The organism is Geodermatophilus sp. SYSU D01045 (assembly GCF_054050295.1).
The window spans coordinates 14763-33695 of sequence record NZ_JBJGZB010000031.1 but is presented as its reverse complement, the minus strand read 5'-3'; the positions used below and the strand labels follow the sequence as shown (position 1 = coordinate 33695).

Here is an 18933-nt window from a genome sequence, read left to right as displayed (position 1 = left end):
TCAGGCGCTGCGGCGCAGGACCAGCTCGGAGGGGAAGAACACCGTCTCCCCGGCCGTCGACCCGGTGAGCGGGGCGCGGGCGAGCACGGCCCGCACCGCCGCGCCGGCGATCCGCTCCACCGGGTGCGTCGCCGTCGTCAGCCCGGTGACCCCGGCGACGGGGACGTCGTCGAACCCGGCGACCGCGACGTCGCCGGGGACCTCCCGGCCGTGCCGGCGCAGCACCGCCAGGACGCCGAGGGCGACCTCGTCGCAGCCGGCGAGGACCGCGTCGGTGTCCGGCCAGCGGGCGAGCACCTCCTCGGCCCCGGCCTCCCCCGCCGCGGCGTCGAAGCCCCCGGGCACCGTGCGCGCCTCCAGCCCGGCCGCCGCGACGGCCGCGCGGTAGGCCTCGACCGGGCGCTGCGCGCACGGCAGCCACGGCGGGCCGGTGACCATCGCGATCCGCCGGCGTCCCGACCGGAGCAGGTGCGCCACCGACGCGGCGGCGGCCCCGGCGCCGTCCACGTCGAAGGACGGGACGTCCGCGCTGCCCACCCCGATCGACACCACCCGGCCGCGCAGCGCCCGCGGCACGGCGGCGAGCAGCTCGTGCGTGGTGTTGACCAGGACGACCCCGCCGACGGTGCGGTCCCGGGCCAGGGCGTCGAGCTCGGCGCCCGGAGCCCGCAGCGGCAGCCGGCGGACGGCGATCCCGAGCCCCGCCGGCGTGCACACCCGGGCGCCGGCGGTCACCAGCCGAGCCGTGTACTCGCAGTCGAGGATCCCGTCCGACGTGCCGGTGACGGCGACGACGACCCGCGTGCCGGTGCCGCTGGCGAGGGCGCGCGCGACCGGGTCGGCCTCGTACCCGAGCGCCTCGGCGGCGGCGCGCACCCGGGTCAGGGTCTCCGCGGACACCGGCCCGCTGCCGGTGACCACCCGGGACACCGTCGCGCGCGAGACGCCCGCGGCCCGCGCGACGTGCTCGAGGGTCACCGTCGGGGGCGGGGCGTCGCGCACCCGGCCGTCGTACCACCGCGGCGGCGCCGGCGGGACCCCCCGGCGGGCCGGGACCGCTCTCAGCGCAGCAGCTTGCTCATCCGCCGGTCGGCCAGCGGCTTGCCGCCGGTCTGGCAGGTGGGGCAGTACTGCAGCGAGGTGTCGGCGAAGCTGACCTCGCGGACGGTGTCGCCGCACACCGGGCACGGCAGGCCGGTGCGGGCGTGCACCTGCAGCCCCGACCGCTTCTCGCCCTTGAGCGTCGCCGCCGCCTGGCCGACCTGGCGCTCGAGCGCGTCGGTGAGCGTGGCCCGCAGCGCGTCGTACAGCCGGACCAGCTCGTCGTCGGTGAGCCTGTCGGCCATCTTGAACGGCGAGAGCCGGGCGGCGTGCAGGATCTCGTCGGAGTAGGCGTTGCCGACACCGGCCAGCACCGTCTGGTCGGTGAGCGTGCCCTTGAGCTGCGCGTGCCGCCCGGCCAGCAGCGCGGCGAACTGCTCGCGGTCGACGGCGAGGGCGTCGGGACCGAGCCGGCCGATGCCGGGCACCTCCGACGGCGAGCGGACCAGGTACACGGCGAGGCTCTTGCGGGTGCCCTGCTCGGTGAGGTCGAAGCCGTCGGACGGCGTCCCGTCCTCAGATGCCAGGTGGACGCGCAGCGCGAGCGGGCCCTTGCCGGGCTTGGGCGGCGCGGTGGGCAGGCCGGTGCGCCAGTGCAGCCACCCGGCGCGGGCCAGGTGCACGACCAGGTGCAGCCCGGAGACGTCGAGGTCGAGGAACTTGCCGTGCCGGGCGGCGCCGGTGACCTCCAGGCCGGCCAGCGCCGACAGCGGCGGGTCGAACGTCTTGAGCGCCTGCAGCGCGGTCAGGTCGGCGCGCGCGACCACCCGGCCGACGGCGTTCTCGCGGAGGAACGCGGCCAGCGCCTCCACCTCGGGCAACTCGGGCACCCGGCCATGATCCCCGCCGTCGCCGCCTCCCGTCGTCCCCGATCGTGTGCACTTCCGCGGAGGTGCACGGGCCACCTCCGCACGGGGCTCAGCCGACGAACGACGTCCGGTCGGTGACCGTGGCGGTGGCGCCCGGCTCGGCGCGGGCGGCGTCGGCGACCGCGGCGGCCACGGCCTGGGTGACCGCCGGGTCGAACACGCTCGGGATGATGTAGTTCGCGTTGAGCTGGTCGTCGCGGACGATCGCCGCCAGCGCCCCCGCCGCGGCCAGCAGCATCCCGGTGCTGATCTCGGTGGCGCGGGCGTCGAGCAGCCCCCGGAAGACGCCGGGGAAGGCCAGCACGTTGTTGATCTGGTTGGGCAGGTCCGAGCGGCCCGAGGCGACGACGGCGGCGTGCTGCCGGGCCCGGACCGGGTCGACCTCCGGCGTCGGGTTGGCCATCGGGAAGACCACCGCCCGCTCGGCCATCGCGGCCAGCGCCTCCACCGGCAGCACGTTGCCGGCGCTCACCCCGATGAACACGTCGGCGCCGGCCAGCGCGTCGGGCAGCTCGCCGCGCACGCCGGCGGGGTTGGTGCGCCGCGCGAGGTCGGCCTTGGCGGGGGACAGCCGCTCGTCGTCCGGCGAGAGGATGCCCTCGCGGTCCCACACGAGCACCTGCCCGGCGCCGGCCGCGAGCAGCAGGTTGACGATCGCCGTCCCGGCCGCGCCGGCCCCGGCGACGACGGTCTTCACGTCGGCCAGCTGCTTGTCCACCACGCGCAGGGCGTTGCGCAGGGCGGCGAGCGCCACGATCGCCGTCCCGTGCTGGTCGTCGTGGAAGACCGGGACGTCGAGCCGCTCGCGCAACCGCGCCTCGATCTCGAAGCAGCGCGGCGCGGCGATGTCCTCGAGGTTGATGCCGCCGAAGCCGGGGGCGATGAGCTCGACGGTGCGCACGATCTCGTCGACGTCCTGGGTGTCCAGGCAGATCGGCCAGGCGTCGATGTCGGCGAACCGCTTGAACAGTGCCGCCTTGCCCTCCATCACCGGCAGCGCGGCACCGGGCCCGAGGTCGCCCAGGCCCAGGACGGCCGACCCGTCGGTGACGACGGCGACGGTGTTGCCCTTGATGGTCAGCCGGCGCACGTCCTCGGGGTGCTCGGCCAGCGCCAGGCACACCCGCGCCACCCCGGGGGTGTAGGCCATCGACAGGTCGTCGCGGGTCTTGAGCGGCACCTTGGAGGCCACCTCGAGCTTGCCGCCGAGGTGCAGCAGGAACGTGCGGTCGCTGACCTTGCGCACGGCCACCCCGGGCACGGCGCCGAGGGCGGTGACCATCTCCTCGGAGTGCGCGGCGTCGGCGGCCGAGCAGGTGACGTCGACGGTCAGCCCGTCGGGCCGGGAGTCGACGACGTCGATGGCGGTCACCGCGCCGCCGGCCTCGCCCACCGCCGTCGCGATCCGGCCGATGCTCGCCGGGTCGCCGTCGGCGGTCAGCCGCACGGTGATCGAGTAGGAGGCCGAGGTGACCGGCCCGCGCGGGACGGCGGCCGGCTCGCCGAGGGCGGTCGGGTCCGCTGCTGTGTCGCTGCTCACACCCCGATCGTGACACCGCCGGGCGCGGCCCGCGCTCAGCCGCCGGGGATCGGCTCCAGCACGACCTCGAGGCCGCCGTCGGCCGCGGCCGCCACCAGCGCGGCGCCGTCGAGCGGCGGCGGGCCGAGCAGCGTGGCCAGGGCGGCCTGCGGCCCGGCCGGGACGGCGACGACGACCACCCGCGCCGCGGCGTCCCCGCCGGCCACCGACCAGGGCACGCCCCGCGGGCAGACGACGGCCGACCCGGGCGGGCGCGGCCGTGCCGGCGCGGAGCCGACCGCGACCAGCGGGCAGCCGGCAGTGACGACGAGCACCACGTCGGCGCCGCGGGCCACGAGGCGGCGCGGCGGGCAGCCGGGCGGGACGGTCACCGCCTCGGCGGCGGGACGGCCGGGCGGGGGGACGGCGTCGAGCGGCTCCATGCCCCGCACGGTGCGCCCGTGCGCTGGTGGGCCGCTGGTCCCGCCCCCGCCAGCGGCCGACCAGCCCCCGACCAGCCCCGGCCCCGACGGTGGGCGCCGATCGAGACCGACCTCCCCTGGAGCCGCCATGAGCACCGCCCCGTCCATGTCCGCCTCGTCCCTGTCCGCCCCGTCCCCGTCCGCCCCGTCCCCGTCCGCCCCGCCGGCCGCGCCCGCGGCCCGCCCGTCGCCGTGGCGGGAGATCGGCGTCTTCCTCGGCGCCACCGCCGGCCTGCTCACCGTGACGACCGCCGTCGCGGCGGCCGCGGACGCCGACGTCGCGCACGTCGACCAGGAACCGCCGCTGATCCAGGCGCTGCTGTTCGGCCAGGCGCTGATCCCGCTGCTGGCCGCCGTCCTCGCCCGGCTGGTGACCGCCGGGACGCTGCGCCGGCCCGGCTGGGGCTTCCGCCGGACGTCGTGGCGCAGCCTCGGCACCGCCTGGCTGTGGGCCCTGCTGCCGACGCTGGCCGCCGGCGGCCTGCTCTGGGCCACCGGGCTGGCCGGCTTCGCCTCCGAGGGGCTCACGCCGACGGTGGCGCTCGGCCTGACCGTGCTGGTCCTGCCCTACGTCGCCCTCGCGCTGTTCGAGGACGTCGGCTGGCGCGGGCTGCTGGTGCAGCGCCTGGCCGAGGTCGCCGGCCCGCGCACCGTCGTCCTGGTCAGCGGGCTGGCCTGGTCGCTGTTCCACTGGCCGCTGGTGCTCTTCCTCGGCGGCGCGCCCGCCGGGATCCCGGTGCCGTTCGCGCTGCTGTGCCTGACCGTGGGCACCACCTCGCTGGGGGCCGTGCTCGCCTCGATGCAGCTGCGCTGGGGGATCTGGCCCGGCGTCCTGGCGCACGCGGTGCTCAACGCGCTGCTCTACCACGTGCTCGCGCCGCTGACCGCCGACAGCGGGCCCACCGAGTGGTTCTCCACGGAGACCGGCGCCGCGGGGGCCGTCACGCTGCTGCTCGCCGCGCTCGCCTGGTGGCGGGTGGCGCCGCTGCGCCGGTCCCCCGACGGTGGCACGGGAGCCGCCTGAGCCCCCGGAGGGCCCGGACCACCTACCCTCCCCGGCCGTGGACCTGCGGCTGGACGTGCTCGGGCCGACGCGGCTGCTCCGCGACGGCGCCGCGGTGGACCTCGGCGGGCGCCGGCCCGCCGAGGTCCTGGCGCTGCTGGCCGCCGCCGAGGGCCGGACGGTGCAGGCCGCGACGCTGGCCGACCGGCTGTGGCGCGGCGCCCCGCCGGCCACCGCCACGACGACCCTGCAGGGCCACGTCAGCCGCCTGCGCCGGCTGCTCGACCCCGGCCGCGGCGCCCGCGACGCCGCCGTGCTGGTCACCCGCGGCGACGGCTACGCGCTGGTCCTGCCGCGCACCGCCGTCGACGCGCACGCCTTCGCCGACCTGGTCACCGCCGGCACCGCCGCCGACGACCGGGAGGCGGCCCGGCTGCTGACCGAGGCGCTGGCGCTGTGGCAGGACCGGCCGTACGCCGACGTCGCCGACGTGGAGGACGTCGTCCCGGCGGTGGCGCGGCTGGAGGAGCTGCGGCTGGTCGCCGTCGAGCGGCTGGCCGAGGCCCGGCTGGCGCTGGGCGCGGGCGCGGAGCTGGTGCCCGACCTCACCGCGGCCGCCGCCGTCGCCCCGCTGCGCGAGCACACCGCCGCGCTGCTGGCCCGGGCGCTGTACCGGGCCGGGCGGCAGGGCGACGCGCTCGACGTGCTGCGCCGCACGCGGGAGCGGGTCGCCGACGAGCTGGGCCTGGACGCCTCGGCCGAGCTGCGCGACGTCGAGGCCGCCGTCCTGCGGCAGGACGCGGCGCTGGCCGCCCCGGCGCGGACCCCTGCCCCCGTGCCCGCGCCGCGGGAGGCGCCGGCCGGGGACGGCTTCGTCGGCCGGCCCGGCGAGCTGGCCGCCCTGGCGGCGGCGTGGGGCGCCGCGGACGCCGGCCGCGGCACCGCCGTGGTCGTCACCGGCGAGCCGGGCATCGGCAAGACCCGGCTGGTCGAGGCCTTCGCCGCCCGCGCCGGGGCCGCCGTCCGCTGGGGCCGCTGCGCCGAGATCGGCGGCGCGCCGCCGTACTGGCCCTGGCAGCAGGTGCTCGGCGGGCTGCCCGAGGCGGCGCTCGGCGCGGACACCGGCGCCCGCTTCGCCCTCGGCCTGGACACCGCCCGCCGGCTGCGCGCCCTCGCCGCCGAGCGGGCGCTGCTCGTCGTCCTCGACGACCTGCAGTGGGCCGACGGCGACTCCCTGCACGTGCTCGAGGTGGTCCTCTCCCAGCTCCACGGCAGCCGGCTGCTGCTGGCGGTGACCTGCCGCGAGGAGGCCACCGCCGACCCGGTGCTCACCCGCGTGCTGGGCCTGGCCGCCCGGCTGCCCGGCGCGCGCCGGCTGCGGCTGACCGGGCTGGCCGCCGAGGAGGTCGCCGACCTGGTGACCGGGCTGCGCGGGGACACCCCGGCCGGCGCCGTCGTCGCCTCGCTGGCCGAGCGCACCGGCGGCAACCCGTTCTTCGTCACCGAGCTGGCCGCGCTGCCGCCGTCGGCCGGGGAGGCCGTGCCCGCCGGGGTCCGCGACGTCGTCCGGCTGCGGCTGGCCGCCCTGCCCGCGCCCGCCCGCGAGGCGCTGGCCGCGGCCGCCGTCGCGGGCCGGGACGTGCCGGTCGGGCTGCTGGCCGCCGTCCTGTCCGGGGACGACGGCGGGGTGACGACGGCGCTGTCCGCGGGCCTGCTGGTCGAGACCTCCCCCGGCCGGGTGCGGGTGGCGCACGACCTGGTGCGCGAGGTGCTGCTGGCCGACCTGGGGCCGGTCGAGCGGGCGCGCGTGCACGGCCGGACGGCCGACGTCCTGGAGGCCGGGCCCGCGGCGGCGACCGCGGCCGGCGCCATCGCCGTGCACCGCAGCGAGGCCGCGGCCGGCGGGCCGGACCCGGCGGCCGCCCGCGCGTGCCTGCGGGCCGCCCGGGAGGCGCTGGACCGGGCCGGCGTCGAGGAGGCCGCCGCGCTGGCCGACCGGGGGCTGGCGCACGTCCCGCCCGGGGAGGCGGCGCTGGCGGCGGACCTGCACCTGGTGCGCGGCCGGGCGCTGCGCCGGCTGGGGCTGCTGGAGGAGAGCGGCGCGGCGCTGCGCGCGGCCGCGGACCTCGCCCGCGGGGTCGGCGACGCGCCGCGGCTGGCCCGGGCCGCCGTCGCCTCCGCCGGCGGCGGGCTCGGCGGCTACTGGGCCTCGGTCGGCGCGCCGGCGGCCACCGACGTCGCGCTGCTGGAGGAGGCCGCGGCCGGCGCCGACGCGCTGCCGCCGGAGCTGGCCTCGGCGGTGCTCGCCGCGCTGGCGGTGCAGCGGTCCTCCACCGGCGAGGCGGGCGGCCGGGAGCTGGCCGACCGGGCGCTGGCCGCGGCCGGCGACGTGCCGTCCGCGCGGCCCCGGGCGCGGGTGGCCCGGTTCGTGGCCGACTGGACGCCGGCGCACGCGGCGGAGCGGGTGGAGCTGGCCCGGGCGCTGCTGCGCGAGTCGGGGAGCGACCCCGCCGCCGAGGCCACCGCCCTGCACCTGCTGCGCTGCGCGCTCACCGAGACGGTGCAGGCCGACGAGGCCGCGGCGGTGTCCCGCCGGTTCACCGAGCTGGCCACCCGGCGCGGCGACGGCGACCTGCTGCAGCTGGACGCCTGGTGGTCCGCGGGGCTCGCGCTGGCCCGCGGGGACGCCGAGGGCGCCCGGCGGCTGGCCGACGCCGCCGTCCGCGAGGCGCCGACCACCTCCCCGGCCGCCGCCGACGTCACCCGCATGTCCCGGCAGACGATCGAGGGCATCGCCGCCTGGCACGAGCGCCGGATGGGCGCGCTGGTGCCCGAGGTCGTCGACCTGGCGGCGACCGTCGACGCCGGGTTCCTGTCCGTCCTCGCGCTGGCCCACGCGCAGGCCGGGCGGCGGGAGCAGGCGCGCGCCGTCGTCGAGCGGTGGCTCGCGTTCCCCGCGCACGGCGCCCGCGAGCCGGTGCGGGCCGTGCTGCTCGCCGACGCCGCCCTGGAGCTGCGCGACCGCGACCTGGCCGCCTCGCAGCTGCCGGCGCTGGAGGGCTACGGCGACACCGTGGTGGTGCTGTGGGCGGGCACGACCGTCCTCGGCCCGACCGCGCTCTACCGCGGCGGCGTGCTCGGGCTGCTCGGCCGGCCGGGCGCGGCGGCGGAGCTGCGGCGGGCGCTGGAGATCTGCGACGCGTTCGGGTTCGCGCCGTTCGCCGCCCGCGCCCGCTCACTGCTGGCCGAGCACGGCTGACCCGGTCCCGTGCACTCCCGCGGAAGCGCACCGCGCACTTCCGCGGGAGTGCACGAGGGTCAGGCGGGGCCGCGCAGCCGGAACGGCCGGTCCGCGGCGAGCGGCCCGCGCGCCCAGGCCACGAGCCCGGCGACGTCGATCCCGTGCGGCGGCGCGGCCGCGTAGGGCGCCACGTTGCCCGCGCCCCGCTCGACCAGCCGGGCGGCGCCGCGCGCGTTGCCGCGGGCTGCGTGGGTCAGCCCGACGGCGAGCTGAGCCAACCCCCGCCACAGCTGCCGCTCGTGCCCGGGCGCGGCCTTCCAGGCGTCCTCCAGCACCTCGTGGGCGTGGAACGGGCGCCCGGCGTCGAGCAGCCGCTGCGCCTCGGTCAGCGCCTCGTCCGGCGTGCGCGGCACCCCCTCGGGCGCGCGCTCCTCGCCCACCGCCCCGCGGGGCAGCGGGCGGCCGAGGGCGTCGCGGGGCCGGGCGTTGCGCGCCCGCCCCGCGGCGTCCCGGTCCCGGGAGGAGTCCACCGGGCGATCCTCGCGCGAACACCGGACGGCGGCGCGGTGCGTCCTCCGGCCCGGGGGTTGTCACAGGCGCCGTGTAGTGCATGGATGTCAGCCGAGGACGGCCCCTGCACGGAGCCGCCCCCGCACCGACCCGCGGTCGTTCGCGACCGGTCCGGACCTGGAGGGGGTGGGCCCCGTGGGCCCTGCCGTCGAGGAGCGCACCGCGCTCGACCTCGAGACCGCCGTCGCCGCGGTCACCGCCACCGCGCTGCGGCCCGGCCCGGCCGGCCCGGTCGGCCTGGAGCTCGAGGCGCACCTGGTCGACCTGGACGCCCCGGCCGCCCGCGTGCCCTGGGACCGGGTGTGCGCCGCGGTGGCCGACGTGCCGGCCCTGCCCGGCGGCAGCCGGGTGACCCTGGAGCCCGGCGGGCAGGTGGAGCTGTCCGGGCCGCCGCTGCCCGGCGCCGCGGCCGCGGTGGCCGCGCTGCGCGCCGACCGCGCCGTCCTCGCCGCCGCGCTGGCCCCGCACCGGCTCGGGCTGGCGCCGGTGGGCGCCGACCCGCTGCGCCGCCCGGCCCGGGTGAGCCCCGCGCCGCGCTACCGCGCGATGGAGCGGCACTTCACCGCCGCCGGCTGCGGTGCGGCGGGGACGGCGATGATGACCGCGACCGCGTCCCTGCAGGTCAACCTGGACGCCGGCCCGCGCGGCGGGTGGGGCCGCCGGGTGGCGCTCGCCCACCAGCTCGGCCCGGTGCTGGTCGCCGTCTCGGCCTGCTCCCCGCTGCTCGGCGGGCGGGCCACCGGCTGGCGCTCGTCGCGGCAGCAGGTGTGGGGCGCCCTCGACCAGGCCCGCTGCGGCCCGATCCTCGGCGGCGCCGACCCCGCCGGCGAGTGGGCCGCGTACGCGCTGGCCGCGCCGGTGATGCTGGTCCGCGACCCGGACACCGGCGACGCCGAGCCGGTGCTGACCCGCACCCGCTTCGCCGACTGGGTGACCGGCGCGGTCCCCCTGGGCGGGCGCCGCCCCACCACGACCGACCTGGACTACCACCTGTCCACGCTGTTCCCGCCGGTGCGGCTGCGCGGATACCTGGAGATCCGCTACCTCGACGCCGCGCCCGAGCCGTGGTGGCCGGCCCTGGCCGCCGTCACCGCCGCGCTGCTCGACGACCCGGCCGCCGCCGACGCCGCCGCCGAGGCGACCGCGCCGGTCGCCGGGGCGTGGACCCGCGCCGCCCGCGACGGGCTGGCCGACCCGGAGCTGCGGGCCGCCGCGGTGCGCTGCCTGGCCGCGGCGCTGCCCGCCGTCGACCCGGACCTGGGGGGGGGGGGGGGCGGGGGGGGGGGGCGGGGCGCGGCGGGCGGGGGCGGGCGGCGCCGCCCCCCCCCCCCCCCCCCCCCCCCCCCCCCCCCCCCCCCCCCCCCCCCCCCCCCTCGCCGAGCTGGCCGGGCGCGGCCGCGGCCCCGGTGACGTCCTGGCCGACGCCGCCCGCGCCGGCGGCCCCGCCGCCGCCCTGGCCGCCGCCACCGAGACCGCCCCGCAGACCACCCCCGTCGTCCCGGAGGTGCACCCGTGACCACGGCGCACGAGCGGCTCGCCCGCGAGCTGGAGACCGCCCGGCGGCGGACCCTGCTGCTCACCGACCTCGACGAGCCCGAGCTGCTGCGCCGGCACAGCCCGCTGATGAGCCCGCTGGTGTGGGACCTCGCGCACGTCGGCCAGCAGGAGGACCTGTGGCTGCTGCGCCACGGCGACGCCCGCCGCGCCGGCCTGCTGCCGCCCGCCGTCGAGGCGCTCTACGACGCCTTCACCCACCCGCGCGCCGTCCGGGACCGGCTGCCGCTGCTGCCGCCGGTGGAGGCGCGCGCGTTCGTCGCCGAGGTGCGCGGCCGGGTGCTCGACCGGATCGGGCGCGCCGGGCCGGACGACGACCCGTTCGACGTCGCGATGGTCGTCAGCCACGAGGCACAGCACACCGAGACCATGCTGCAGGCCCTCGGCCTGCGCGTCGGGCCGCCGGTGCTGGGGACCGGCGGCCCGACGCCGGCCGGCCGGCCCGGGGTGGCCGGGACGTCGGTGCTCGTGCCCGCCGGCCCGTTCGTCCTGGGCGTGGACGCCGCCGACGAGCCGTACGCGCTGGACAACGAGCGCGGCGCGCACGTGGTCGACCTTCCCGCGTTCCGCATCGGCCGGGTGCCGGTGACCAACGCCGAGTACGCGGCCTTCGTCGCCGACGGCGGCTACGACACCCCCGGCTGGTGGTCGCCGCGGGGCTGGGCGCACCGGCGGGAGGCCGGGCTCGAGCGGCCGCTGTACTGGGGCCCGGGCGGCGCCCGCACCCGCTTCGGCGTGCTCGAGGACGTCCCGCCCGACGAGCCGGTCCAGCACGTCACGTTCTTCGAGGCGGAGGCGTACGCGGCGTGGGCCGGCGCCCGGCTGCCCGCCGAGGCGGAGTGGGAGAAGGCCGTCGCGTGGGACCCGGCCGCCGGCCGCCGGCGCCGCTGGCCGTGGGGCGACGCCGACCCGACGCCGGCGCTGGCCAACCTGGGCGGGGCGGCGCTGCGCCCGGCACCGGTGGGCGCCTACCCGGCCGGCGCGTCCGCGTACGGCGTGGAGCAGGCGGTCGGGGACGTCTGGGAGTGGACGTCGTCGGGGTTCGAGGCCTATCCCGGCTTCACCCCGATGCTGTACGCCGACTACTCGGCGCCGTTCTTCGGCGGCGACTACCGGGTGCTGCGCGGCGGCTCGTGGGCGGTGGACCCCTCCATCCTGCGGCCGTCGTTCCGCAACTGGGACCACCCGGTCCGGCGGCAGGTGTTCAGCGGCATCCGGCTGGCCTGGGACGTGGACTGACGATGTGCCGTCACCTCGCCTGGCTGGGGCGGCCGCGGTCGGTGGCCTCGCTGGTCCTCGAGCCGCCGTCGTCGCTGCTGGTGCAGTCCTGGGCGCCGCGGCGGCAGCGGTACGGCACCGTGAACGCCGACGGCTGGGGCGTCGGGTTCTTCGCCCCCGGCCGGACCGAGCCGGTGCGGTGGCGCTCGGCGCGGCCGCTGTGGGCCGACCCGTCGTTCGCGTCGGTGGCGCCGGTGCTGGTGTCCGGGTGCGTGGTGGCCGCGGTCCGCTCGGCGACGGTGGGCATGCCGCTGGAGGAGAGCGCCGCGGCGCCGTTCACCGACGGCCGCTGGCTGCTGTCGCACAACGGCCGGGTCGCCCGCGCGGTGCTCCCGCCGGTGCGCGACGCCGAGTCGACGGTGGACAGCGCGCTGCTGGCCGCGCTCGTCTCCTCCCGCGGGATGGACCGGCTCGGCGACACCGTGCGGGAGGTGGCCGCCGCCGACCCCGCCGCCCGCCTCAACCTGCTCGCCGCCGACGGCACCCGGCTGCTGGCCACCACCTGGGGCGACACGCTCTCCGCCCTGGTCACCGACGAGGGGACGGCGCTGGCCAGCGAGCCCTGGGACGACGACCCCGCGTGGACCGACGTGCCCGACCGCTCGCTGGTCGAGGTGACCCCGGACGGCCTGACCGTCACCCCGCTGACCTGACCCGACCGCGAGCCGAGGAGACCCGTGACGACGACCCGCCACCTCGCCCCCGACGACGTCGCGGCCGCGCTGCGCGCCGACGCCCTCGCCGGGCTGACCGCGACGCCGAAGGCGCTGCCGCCGCGCTGGTTCTACGACGCCCGCGGCAGCGAGCTGTTCGACGAGATCACCCGGCTGCCCGAGTACTACCCGACCCGCGCCGAGCGGGCGGTGCTGGCCGCGCACGCCGGCGAGGTCGCCGCGGCCTCCGGTGCCGAGGTGCTCGTCGAGCTGGGCAGCGGCACCTCGGAGAAGACCCGCCTGCTGCTGGACGCGCTGACCGGGGCCGGCACGCTGCGGCGGTTCGTCCCCTGCGACGTCGACCCGTCGGTGCTCGCCGCGGCCGCCGAGGCGGTCACCGCCGAGTACCCGGGCATCGCCGTGGACCCCGTCGTCGGCGACTTCACCGCGCACCTGGGCGTGCTGCCCCGCGGCGGCCGGCGGCTGGTGGCCTTCCTCGGCTCGACGATCGGCAACCTCGAGCCCGGCCCGCGGGCGGCGTTCCTCGCCGAGCTGGCCGGCACGCTCGCGCCCGGCGACTCCTTCCTGCTCGGCACCGACCTGGTCAAGGACCCCGGCCGGCTGGTCCGCGCCTACGACGACGCCGCCGGCGTGACCGCGGAGTTCAACCGCAACGTGCTGCGGGTGCTCGACCGCGAGCTCGGCGCCGACTTCGACCCGGCGGCGTTCGACCACGTCGCGGTGTGGGACGCGGCGGACGAGTGGATCGAGATGCGGCTGCGCGCGCGGGTCGCGCAGGTCGTCACCGTGCCGGCGCTGGGCCTGACCGTGCGCTTCGCCGCGGGCGAGGAGATGCGCACGGAGGTGTCGGCGAAGTTCCGCCGGGCGGGCGTCGAGGCCGAGCTCGCCGCGGCCGGCCTGCGGACGACGCACTGGTGGACCGACCCGGACGGCGACTTCGCCGTCTCCCTGTCCATCCCGTCTGAACCCCTGTAGCGCTGTCGGCTCCCGGGGCCTGCATCCGGACCTGCGGGAACGCCGGAAGAGGAGGTGTCAGCACCCCCGACCCCGGAGGACCCCGTGACCCGGACCCGCACCCTCGGCCTCGCCACCGTCGCCGGCGCCGGCGCGCTCGTCGCGCTCGGGACCACGCCGGCCGCAGCGGCCGACACCGCCACCGTCTCCGTGCTGCACGCCGTCCCGGACACCCCGGTCGACGTGTACGCCAACGGCGAGCGGCTGATCGACGACTTCCAGCCCGGCACGCTCACCGACCCGCTGTCGCTGCCCGCGGGCTCCTACGACCTGGCGCTGTTCCCCGCCGACGCCGCCGACGGCTCGGGCACGCCGCTGCTGTCCGCGGACGGCGTCGCGGTCCCGGCCGGCGCGAACGCCACCGTGGTTGCGCACCTGACCGCGGAGGGCCAGCCCGCGCTCACCCCGTTCGTCAACGACACCTCCGCGGTCGCCGCGGGGCAGGGCCGCGTCGTGGTCCGGCACGTCGCGGCGGCCCCGGCGGTCGACGTCCGCGCCGGTGGCCAGGTGGTCGCGCCGGGCCTCGCCAACCCCGACGAGGCGTCGCTCGAGGTCCCCGCGGGCACGGTCAGCGCCGACGTCGTCCTGGCCGGCACCTCCACCGTCGCGCTCGGCCCGGCCGACCTCGCGGTCACCGAGGGCGCCACGACGGTCGTGTACGCGTGGGGCTCGCAGGACGCCGGCTTCGAGCTCGCCGTCCAGACGATCAGCGGCGGGCACTCGGCGCCGTCCGGGGTCCCCGGCGGGAGCGCCGGGCTGGCCGACGACGACGGCCTGCCGCTGCCGCTGCTCGGCCTGTCCGCGCTCGGCCTGGTCGGCGCCGGCGTGGCCGCGCGCCGGCTGGCCACCACGCGGGCCTGACGTGCGACCCGCCGCCGCCGGCGTGGCCCTGGGCCTGGCCCTCGCCGTGGGCGTGCCCACCGCGTGGGAGCTGACCCGGCCGCCGGCGGCGGCGGGCGCGCCGGTCGAGCAGGTGCTCGGCACGCCGGCCGCTCCCCCTCCGACACCGGCACCGGGGCCCCCGGCCCGCGACGCCGCCCCGGCGTCGGCACCCGCCGTCGCCCCGCCCGTCCGGCTGCAGGTGCCGGCGCTCGGCGTCGACGCCCCGGTCGACCCGGCCGGGGTCGCCGGCGACGGGCAGATGGCGCTGCCCGGCGACGTCACGCGGGCCGGCTGGTACCGGTTCGGCCCGGCTCCCGGGGCGCCCGGCTCCGCCGTCCTCGCCGGCCACGTCGACGACGCCGAGCAGGGCCTGGGCGCGCTCGCCCCGCTGCGCTCGGCCGAGCCGGGGCAGGAGGTGCTGGTCACCGACGCCGCCGGCGCGACGACGCGGTGGCGGGTGGTCGCGCGGGAGGTGCTGGACAAGCGGGCGCTGCCGGTGGACCTGCTGTTCACGCGCGAGGGGCCGCCGCGGCTGACGCTGGTCACCTGCGGCGGACCGTTCCTCCCCGACGTCGGCGGCTACCGCGACAACGTCGTCGTGGTGGCGGAGCCGGTCCCGTGACAGTTGAAGGACCTCCCTGCCCCCCACCGCTCGCACGCTCGCACCGGGCCCCTGCAGGGAGGCCACCCCGGACCGGCCGGACGGGCCCTAGGGTCGGACGGGTGACCACCGAGGCGGAGCCGGCGCCCTGGGGCGCGGGCGAGCCCGACGACGCCGAGGTCGCCCGGCGCTTCGCCGCGGGCGAGGAGCAGGCGCTGGCCTGGGCCTACGAGCGGTGGGCGGCACTGGTGCACGGCATGGCGGTGCGCGCGTTCGGCCTCGGTCCCGACGCCGAGGACGTCACCCAGCAGACCTTCATCTCGGCCTGGACCGGCCGGGCCGGCTACCGCGCCGACCAGGGACCGCTGCCGGGCTGGCTGGTCGGCATCTGCCGCCACAAGATCGCCGACACGTGGGCGCGGCGGGACCGCCAGCGGCGCGCCGCCGAGGCCGCGCTCGCCGAGGCGCAGACCGTGCCCCGCGGTGGAGCGGCCCCGGTGGACAGCACGGTCGCCGACCGGGTGCTGCTGCTCGGCGAGCTGGACCGCCTCGGCCAGCCGCAGCGCGGCATCATCGAGCTCGCCTTCTTCGCCGACCTCACGCACGCGCAGATCGCCGAGCGCACCGGGCTGCCGCTGGGGACGGTCAAGAGCCACATCCGGCGCACCCTCGAGCGCCTGCGCGACCGGTTGGAGGTGGACGGTGCCGCACTGCACGCCTGAGGACCTCGCGCTGGCCGCGCTCGGCGAGCCGCTCCCCGACGCCGCCGCCGCGCACCTGGACGGCTGCGCGTCCTGCGGCGCCGAGGTGGCGCGGCTGCGCCGGGCCGTCGACGCGCTGGCCGTGCCGGAGTTCGCCGCCCCCGGCCCGCCGGTCGCGCCGCCGCCGTCGCTGTGGGCGGGGATCGCCGCGGCCACCGGCGTGGGCGTCACCCCCCGCCCGGACGTCGTCGCGGCGTCGGCGCCCCCGGCCGGCCCGGTGCCCGACGTCCTCCCGGCGGCCCCGCCCGCCCCCGAGCCGGCCGCCCCGGTCGCGCCGGTGGTGCCGGTCGTGCCGCTGCGGCCGCGCCGGTCGCGGCTGGTGCTCGCCGCCGCGGCGGCGCTGGTGGCCGGGCTGGCCATCGGCGCCGGGGCGGTCGCGCTCGGCAGCCGGGACGACGCCGGCGTGGAGGTCGCCGCGGCCGTGCTCGACCCGCTGGAGGGCAGCGACGCCTCCGGCCGCGCCGAGGTGGTCCAGCGTGCCGACGGCACCCGGGTACTGCAGGTCGAGCTCACCGCCGGCGCGCCGGAGCAGGGCTACTACGAGGCGTGGCTGCTCACCGAGTCGGTGTCCGGGCTGGTCCCGCTCGGCGTCGTCCGCGCGGGCACCGAGCAGTTCGAGCTGCCCGCGGGCCTGGACCTGGCCGAGTACCCGGTCGTCGACGTCTCCGTGGAACCGCTCGACGGCGACCCCGCCCACTCCGGGGTCTCCATCGTCCGCGGGCAGCTGTCCTAGCGTCGGGGGGTGACCACGCTCGACCTGCTGCTCCCGCACGCCGACCTCGCCGACTCCTGGCGCGCCGCCCGCCCCCGCCCGGCCGGGCGGCACCTGGACTCCGCGGCGTGCAGCCGGCAGAGCAACCGGGTGCTCGAGGCGGTCGCGCACCACGCCCGCCACGAGGCGGAGCTCGGCGGCTACGTCGCCGAGGCGACCGCCGCCGACCTGCTCCAGCAGGGCCGCAGCGTCATCGGCGGGCTGGTCGGCATGGCCGCCGCCGACGTCGTCTTCGTCGAGTCCGCGCAGGCCGCGCTCACCGCGCTGCTGGCCGCCTGGCGCCTGCCGGCCGGCGCGCGGGTGGCCTGCCCGCCCGGGGAGTACGCGCCGAACGCCGCCCTGCTGCGCGCCGCGGGGCTGGTGGTCGAGCCGTTGGCGGTCGACGCCGACGGGCGGGTCGACGTCGCCGCGCTCGAGCGGGCCCTGGCCGCCGGCCCGCCGCGGTTCGTGCACCTCACCCACGTGGCCAGCCACCGCGGCGTGGTCCAGCCGGCCGCCGAGGTCGCGGCGCTGTGCCGGGCGCACGGGGTGCCGCTGGTGCTCGACGCCGCCCAGGCGCTCGGGCACGTCGACGTCGACCTCGGCGCCGACGTCGTCTACTCGACCTCCCGCAAGTGGCTGGCCGGCCCGCGCGGGGTCGGCGTCCTCTGCGCGCGGCCGGCGGTGGCCGCGGAGCTGGTCCCGGCGCTGCCCGCCCCGGCCGACCTGCCGCCGCTGCGAGCGCTGGAGAGCGGCGAGGCGCACGTGGCCGGCCGGGTCGGGCTGGTGCTCGCCGTCGGGGAGCACCTGGCCGCCGGCCCGCACCGGGTGCGGGAACGGCTGGCCGCGCTGGGCCGGGCGGCCCGGCAGGTCCTCGACGGCGCCGGCGGCTGGCGGGTGGTGGAGCCGCTCGACGAGCCCACCGCCACCACCACGCTGCGCCCGCCGGACGGCGTCGACGTCGTCGCCACCCGGGCACGGCTGCTCACCGAGCACGGCATCGTCACCACGGCGATCGAGCCCGGGCGCGCGCCGGCGGAGCTGACCGGCTGGGTGCTGCGGGTGTCCCCGCACGTCGACGGCACCCTCGACGACCTGGAGGCCCTCGCCACCGCCCTCTGAGGAGCCTCTGTGGTGCCGTTGGCGCCTCCGGGAGGAGCCAACAGCACGACGAAGGCCCTACAGGGCCGCCTGCACGCGCTCGCTCACCCGGCGGTGGACGGCGAGCTGCTCGTCGAGGCCGGGGTGCACCGGCACGCCGTCCTCCACCACGAACCGCCCGCCGACGACGGTGTGCCGCGCGGCCACCGGCCCGCAGCGCAGCCACGCCTCCACCGGGTCCGACAGCGCGCCCGCGAACGCCGGCCCGGTGAGCGGCCAGACGGCGAGGTCGCCGCACGCGCCCACCGACAGCTCGCCGATCTCGCCGGTCCGCCCGAGGCAGGCCGCGCCGCCGCGGGTGGCGATCTCCAGCGCGTCGCGGGCGCTGAAGGACCCGGCGCCGTGCCGCAGCTTGCCCTGCAGCATCGCCGTCCGGGCCTCCAGCCACAGCGACGCCGCGTCCGCGGACGCCGACCCGTCCACGCCCAGCCCCACCGGAGCCCCGGCCGCCCGCAGCTCCGCCACCGGCGACAGCCCGCTGCCCAGGACCATGTTCGACGACGGGCAGTGCGCCGCACCGACCCGCGCGGCCCCGAGCCGGGTCACCTCGTCGGCCGAGGGCCACACCACGTGCGCCAGCCACACCCGGTCGGTCATCCAGCCGACGTCGGCCAGGTAGTCGACCGGGCGGCGGCCGAAGCGCTCCAGGCAGAACGCGTCCTCGTCCCGGGTCTCGGCGAGGTGGGTGTGCAGCCGGACGTCGAGCCGCTCGGCCAGCTCCGCCGTCCGCGTCATCAGCGACGTCGACACGCTGAACGGCGAGCACGGCGCCAGCGCGATGCGGGTCAGCGCGTGCGGGGAGCGGTCGTGGTGGGCGTCCACCAGGCGCTGGGACTCGGCCAGGATCTCGTCGTCGTCCTGGACGACGGAGTCCGGCGGCAGCCCGCCGTCCTTCACCGACAGCGACATCGACCCGCGGGTGAACTGCGACCGCATCCCCAGGTCCTGCGCCGCCCGCACCTCGGCGCCGATCAGGTCGCCGCCGCCGCGCGGGTGCACGTAGAGGTGGTCGGTCGAGGTGGTGCAGCCGGCCAGCGCGAGCTCGGTGAGCCCGACGTAGGCCGACACGTACGCCGCCTCCTCGTCCAGCCGCGCCCACAGCGGATAGAGGGTCACCAGCCACTCGAACAGCCCGCCGGTCAGCGCGGGGGCGAACGAGCGGGTGAGGTTCTGGTACAGGTGGTGGTGGGTGTTGACCAGCCCGGGCGTCACCAGGCAGCCGCGCGCGTCGACCGTGCGGGCCGCGGCCGGCCGCGGGTCCCCCGGCCCGCCGACGCCGCTCACCACCCCGCCGGTCACGGCCACCCAGCCGCCGGCGATCTCCCGCCGCCCGTCGTCGGCGGTGGCGAGCAGGTCGGCGTCGTGCACCAGCAGGTCGGCGGTCGTCTCCACCCGCGGCATCCTGCCGACCGCGTGTGAACGCGGCGAGTCGCCACGTGCCGTCGCGCAACCCGGCCGGAACGAACCGGGGC

17 protein-coding genes are annotated in these 18933 nt (G+C 79.3%); 11 read left to right on the top strand and 6 right to left on the bottom strand.

Translation table 11 applies throughout. The features are described 5' to 3' along the window. The 4 genes from ACI798_RS20125 to ACI798_RS20110 form a co-directional block, all read right to left on the bottom strand. Nucleotides 1-1002 (bottom strand): LacI family DNA-binding transcriptional regulator, encoded by a 1002-nt coding sequence (locus tag ACI798_RS20125; protein ID WP_457048768.1) that lies wholly within the window; start codon nucleotides 1000-1002, stop codon nucleotides 1-3. A gap of 59 nt (nucleotides 1003-1061) precedes the next feature. After that, the gene (locus ACI798_RS20120) at nucleotides 1062-1931 is read right to left on the bottom strand and encodes an Fpg/Nei family DNA glycosylase (RefSeq protein WP_456943073.1); all 870 of its coding nucleotides are present in this window, start codon (nucleotides 1929-1931) and stop codon (nucleotides 1062-1064) included. Between the two features lie 88 nt (nucleotides 1932-2019). Further along, nucleotides 2020-3510, bottom strand: a complete 1491-nt coding sequence (locus ACI798_RS20115) for a malic enzyme-like NAD(P)-binding protein (protein ID WP_456943074.1) — start codon at nucleotides 3508-3510, stop codon at nucleotides 2020-2022. Nucleotides 3511-3545: 35 nt separating this feature from the next. Further along, nucleotides 3546-3932 carry a hypothetical protein gene (locus ACI798_RS20110; protein WP_456930142.1) on the bottom strand — a complete coding sequence of 129 codons (387 nt, stop codon included), beginning with the start codon at nucleotides 3930-3932 and terminating at the stop codon, nucleotides 3546-3548. A gap of 127 nt (nucleotides 3933-4059) precedes the next feature. Between ACI798_RS20110 and ACI798_RS20105 the strand changes: the two genes are divergently transcribed. Both ACI798_RS20105 and ACI798_RS20100 read left to right on the top strand, forming a co-directional pair. Further along, a complete protein-coding gene (locus tag ACI798_RS20105; RefSeq protein WP_457048767.1) occupies nucleotides 4060-4995 on the top strand; it encodes a CPBP family glutamic-type intramembrane protease in 936 nt (311 codons plus the stop codon). Nucleotides 4996-5032: 37 nt separating this feature from the next. Then, on the top strand, nucleotides 5033-8233 hold the full coding sequence (locus ACI798_RS20100; RefSeq protein ID WP_457048766.1) for a BTAD domain-containing putative transcriptional regulator: 3201 nt from the start codon (nucleotides 5033-5035) through the stop codon (nucleotides 8231-8233). 59 nt (nucleotides 8234-8292) lie between these two features. Here ACI798_RS20100 and ACI798_RS20095 read toward each other — a convergent pair whose 3' ends face one another. Then, nucleotides 8293-8745, bottom strand: a complete 453-nt coding sequence (locus tag ACI798_RS20095; RefSeq protein ID WP_456943076.1) for a DUF309 domain-containing protein — start codon at nucleotides 8743-8745, stop codon at nucleotides 8293-8295. 175 nt (nucleotides 8746-8920) lie between these two features. Here ACI798_RS20095 and egtA point away from each other — a divergent pair, with 175 nt between their 5' ends. The 9 genes from egtA (at nucleotide 8921) to egtE (ending at nucleotide 17422) form a co-directional block, all read left to right on the top strand. After that, the gene (gene egtA, locus ACI798_RS20090) at nucleotides 8921-10195 is read left to right on the top strand and encodes an ergothioneine biosynthesis glutamate--cysteine ligase EgtA (protein WP_457048765.1); all 1275 of its coding nucleotides are present in this window, start codon (nucleotides 8921-8923) and stop codon (nucleotides 10193-10195) included. Between the two features lie 102 nt (nucleotides 10196-10297). Continuing rightward, nucleotides 10298-11578 (top strand): ergothioneine biosynthesis protein EgtB, encoded by a 1281-nt coding sequence (egtB, locus tag ACI798_RS20085; protein ID WP_456943078.1) that lies wholly within the window; start codon nucleotides 10298-10300, stop codon nucleotides 11576-11578. 2 nt (nucleotides 11579-11580) lie between these two features. Beyond that, nucleotides 11581-12270 carry an ergothioneine biosynthesis protein EgtC gene (egtC, locus tag ACI798_RS20080; protein WP_456943079.1) on the top strand — a complete coding sequence of 230 codons (690 nt, stop codon included), beginning with the start codon at nucleotides 11581-11583 and terminating at the stop codon, nucleotides 12268-12270. Between the two features lie 24 nt (nucleotides 12271-12294). Next, on the top strand, nucleotides 12295-13266 hold the full coding sequence (gene egtD / locus ACI798_RS20075; protein ID WP_456943080.1) for an L-histidine N(alpha)-methyltransferase: 972 nt from the start codon (nucleotides 12295-12297) through the stop codon (nucleotides 13264-13266). 84 nt (nucleotides 13267-13350) lie between these two features. Beyond that, complete coding sequence (locus ACI798_RS20070; protein ID WP_456943081.1) at nucleotides 13351-14166, top strand: DUF4397 domain-containing protein; 816 nt, start codon at nucleotides 13351-13353, stop codon at nucleotides 14164-14166. Between the two features lies 1 nt (nucleotide 14167). Next, entirely contained in the window at nucleotides 14168-14809 is a 642-nt protein-coding gene (locus tag ACI798_RS20065; RefSeq protein ID WP_456943082.1) for a class F sortase, read from the top strand. Between the two features lie 101 nt (nucleotides 14810-14910). Then, nucleotides 14911-15510 (top strand): RNA polymerase sigma factor, encoded by a 600-nt coding sequence (locus tag ACI798_RS20060; RefSeq protein ID WP_457048764.1) that lies wholly within the window; start codon nucleotides 14911-14913, stop codon nucleotides 15508-15510. Then, the gene (locus tag ACI798_RS20055; protein WP_457048763.1) at nucleotides 15491-16282 is read left to right on the top strand and encodes an anti-sigma factor; all 792 of its coding nucleotides are present in this window, start codon (nucleotides 15491-15493) and stop codon (nucleotides 16280-16282) included. Before ACI798_RS20060 ends, ACI798_RS20055 begins: the two co-directional genes overlap by 20 nt. Before the next feature lie 9 nt (nucleotides 16283-16291). Then, a complete protein-coding gene (gene egtE, locus ACI798_RS20050) occupies nucleotides 16292-17422 on the top strand; it encodes an ergothioneine biosynthesis PLP-dependent enzyme EgtE (RefSeq protein ID WP_457048762.1) in 1131 nt (376 codons plus the stop codon). Nucleotides 17423-17479: 57 nt separating this feature from the next. Here egtE and ACI798_RS20045 read toward each other — a convergent pair whose 3' ends face one another. Continuing rightward, on the bottom strand, nucleotides 17480-18862 hold the full coding sequence (locus ACI798_RS20045) for an 8-oxoguanine deaminase (RefSeq protein ID WP_457048761.1): 1383 nt from the start codon (nucleotides 18860-18862) through the stop codon (nucleotides 17480-17482). Nucleotides 18863-18933: the final 71 nt, after the last annotated feature.

Excerpts from the sequence above, each read along its gene's own strand:
- ACI798_RS20110 (WP_456930142.1), bottom strand. The coding sequence starts at position 3,932 with ATGGAGCCGCTCGACGCCGTCCCCCCGCCCGGCCGTCCCGCCGCCGAG.
- ACI798_RS20105 (WP_457048767.1), top strand. The coding sequence starts at position 4,060 with ATGAGCACCGCCCCGTCCATGTCCGCCTCGTCCCTGTCCGCCCCGTCC.
- egtC (WP_456943079.1), top strand. The coding sequence starts at position 11,581 with ATGTGCCGTCACCTCGCCTGGCTGGGGCGGCCGCGGTCGGTGGCCTCG.
- ACI798_RS20045 (WP_457048761.1), bottom strand. The coding sequence starts at position 18,862 with ATGCCGCGGGTGGAGACGACCGCCGACCTGCTGGTGCACGACGCCGAC.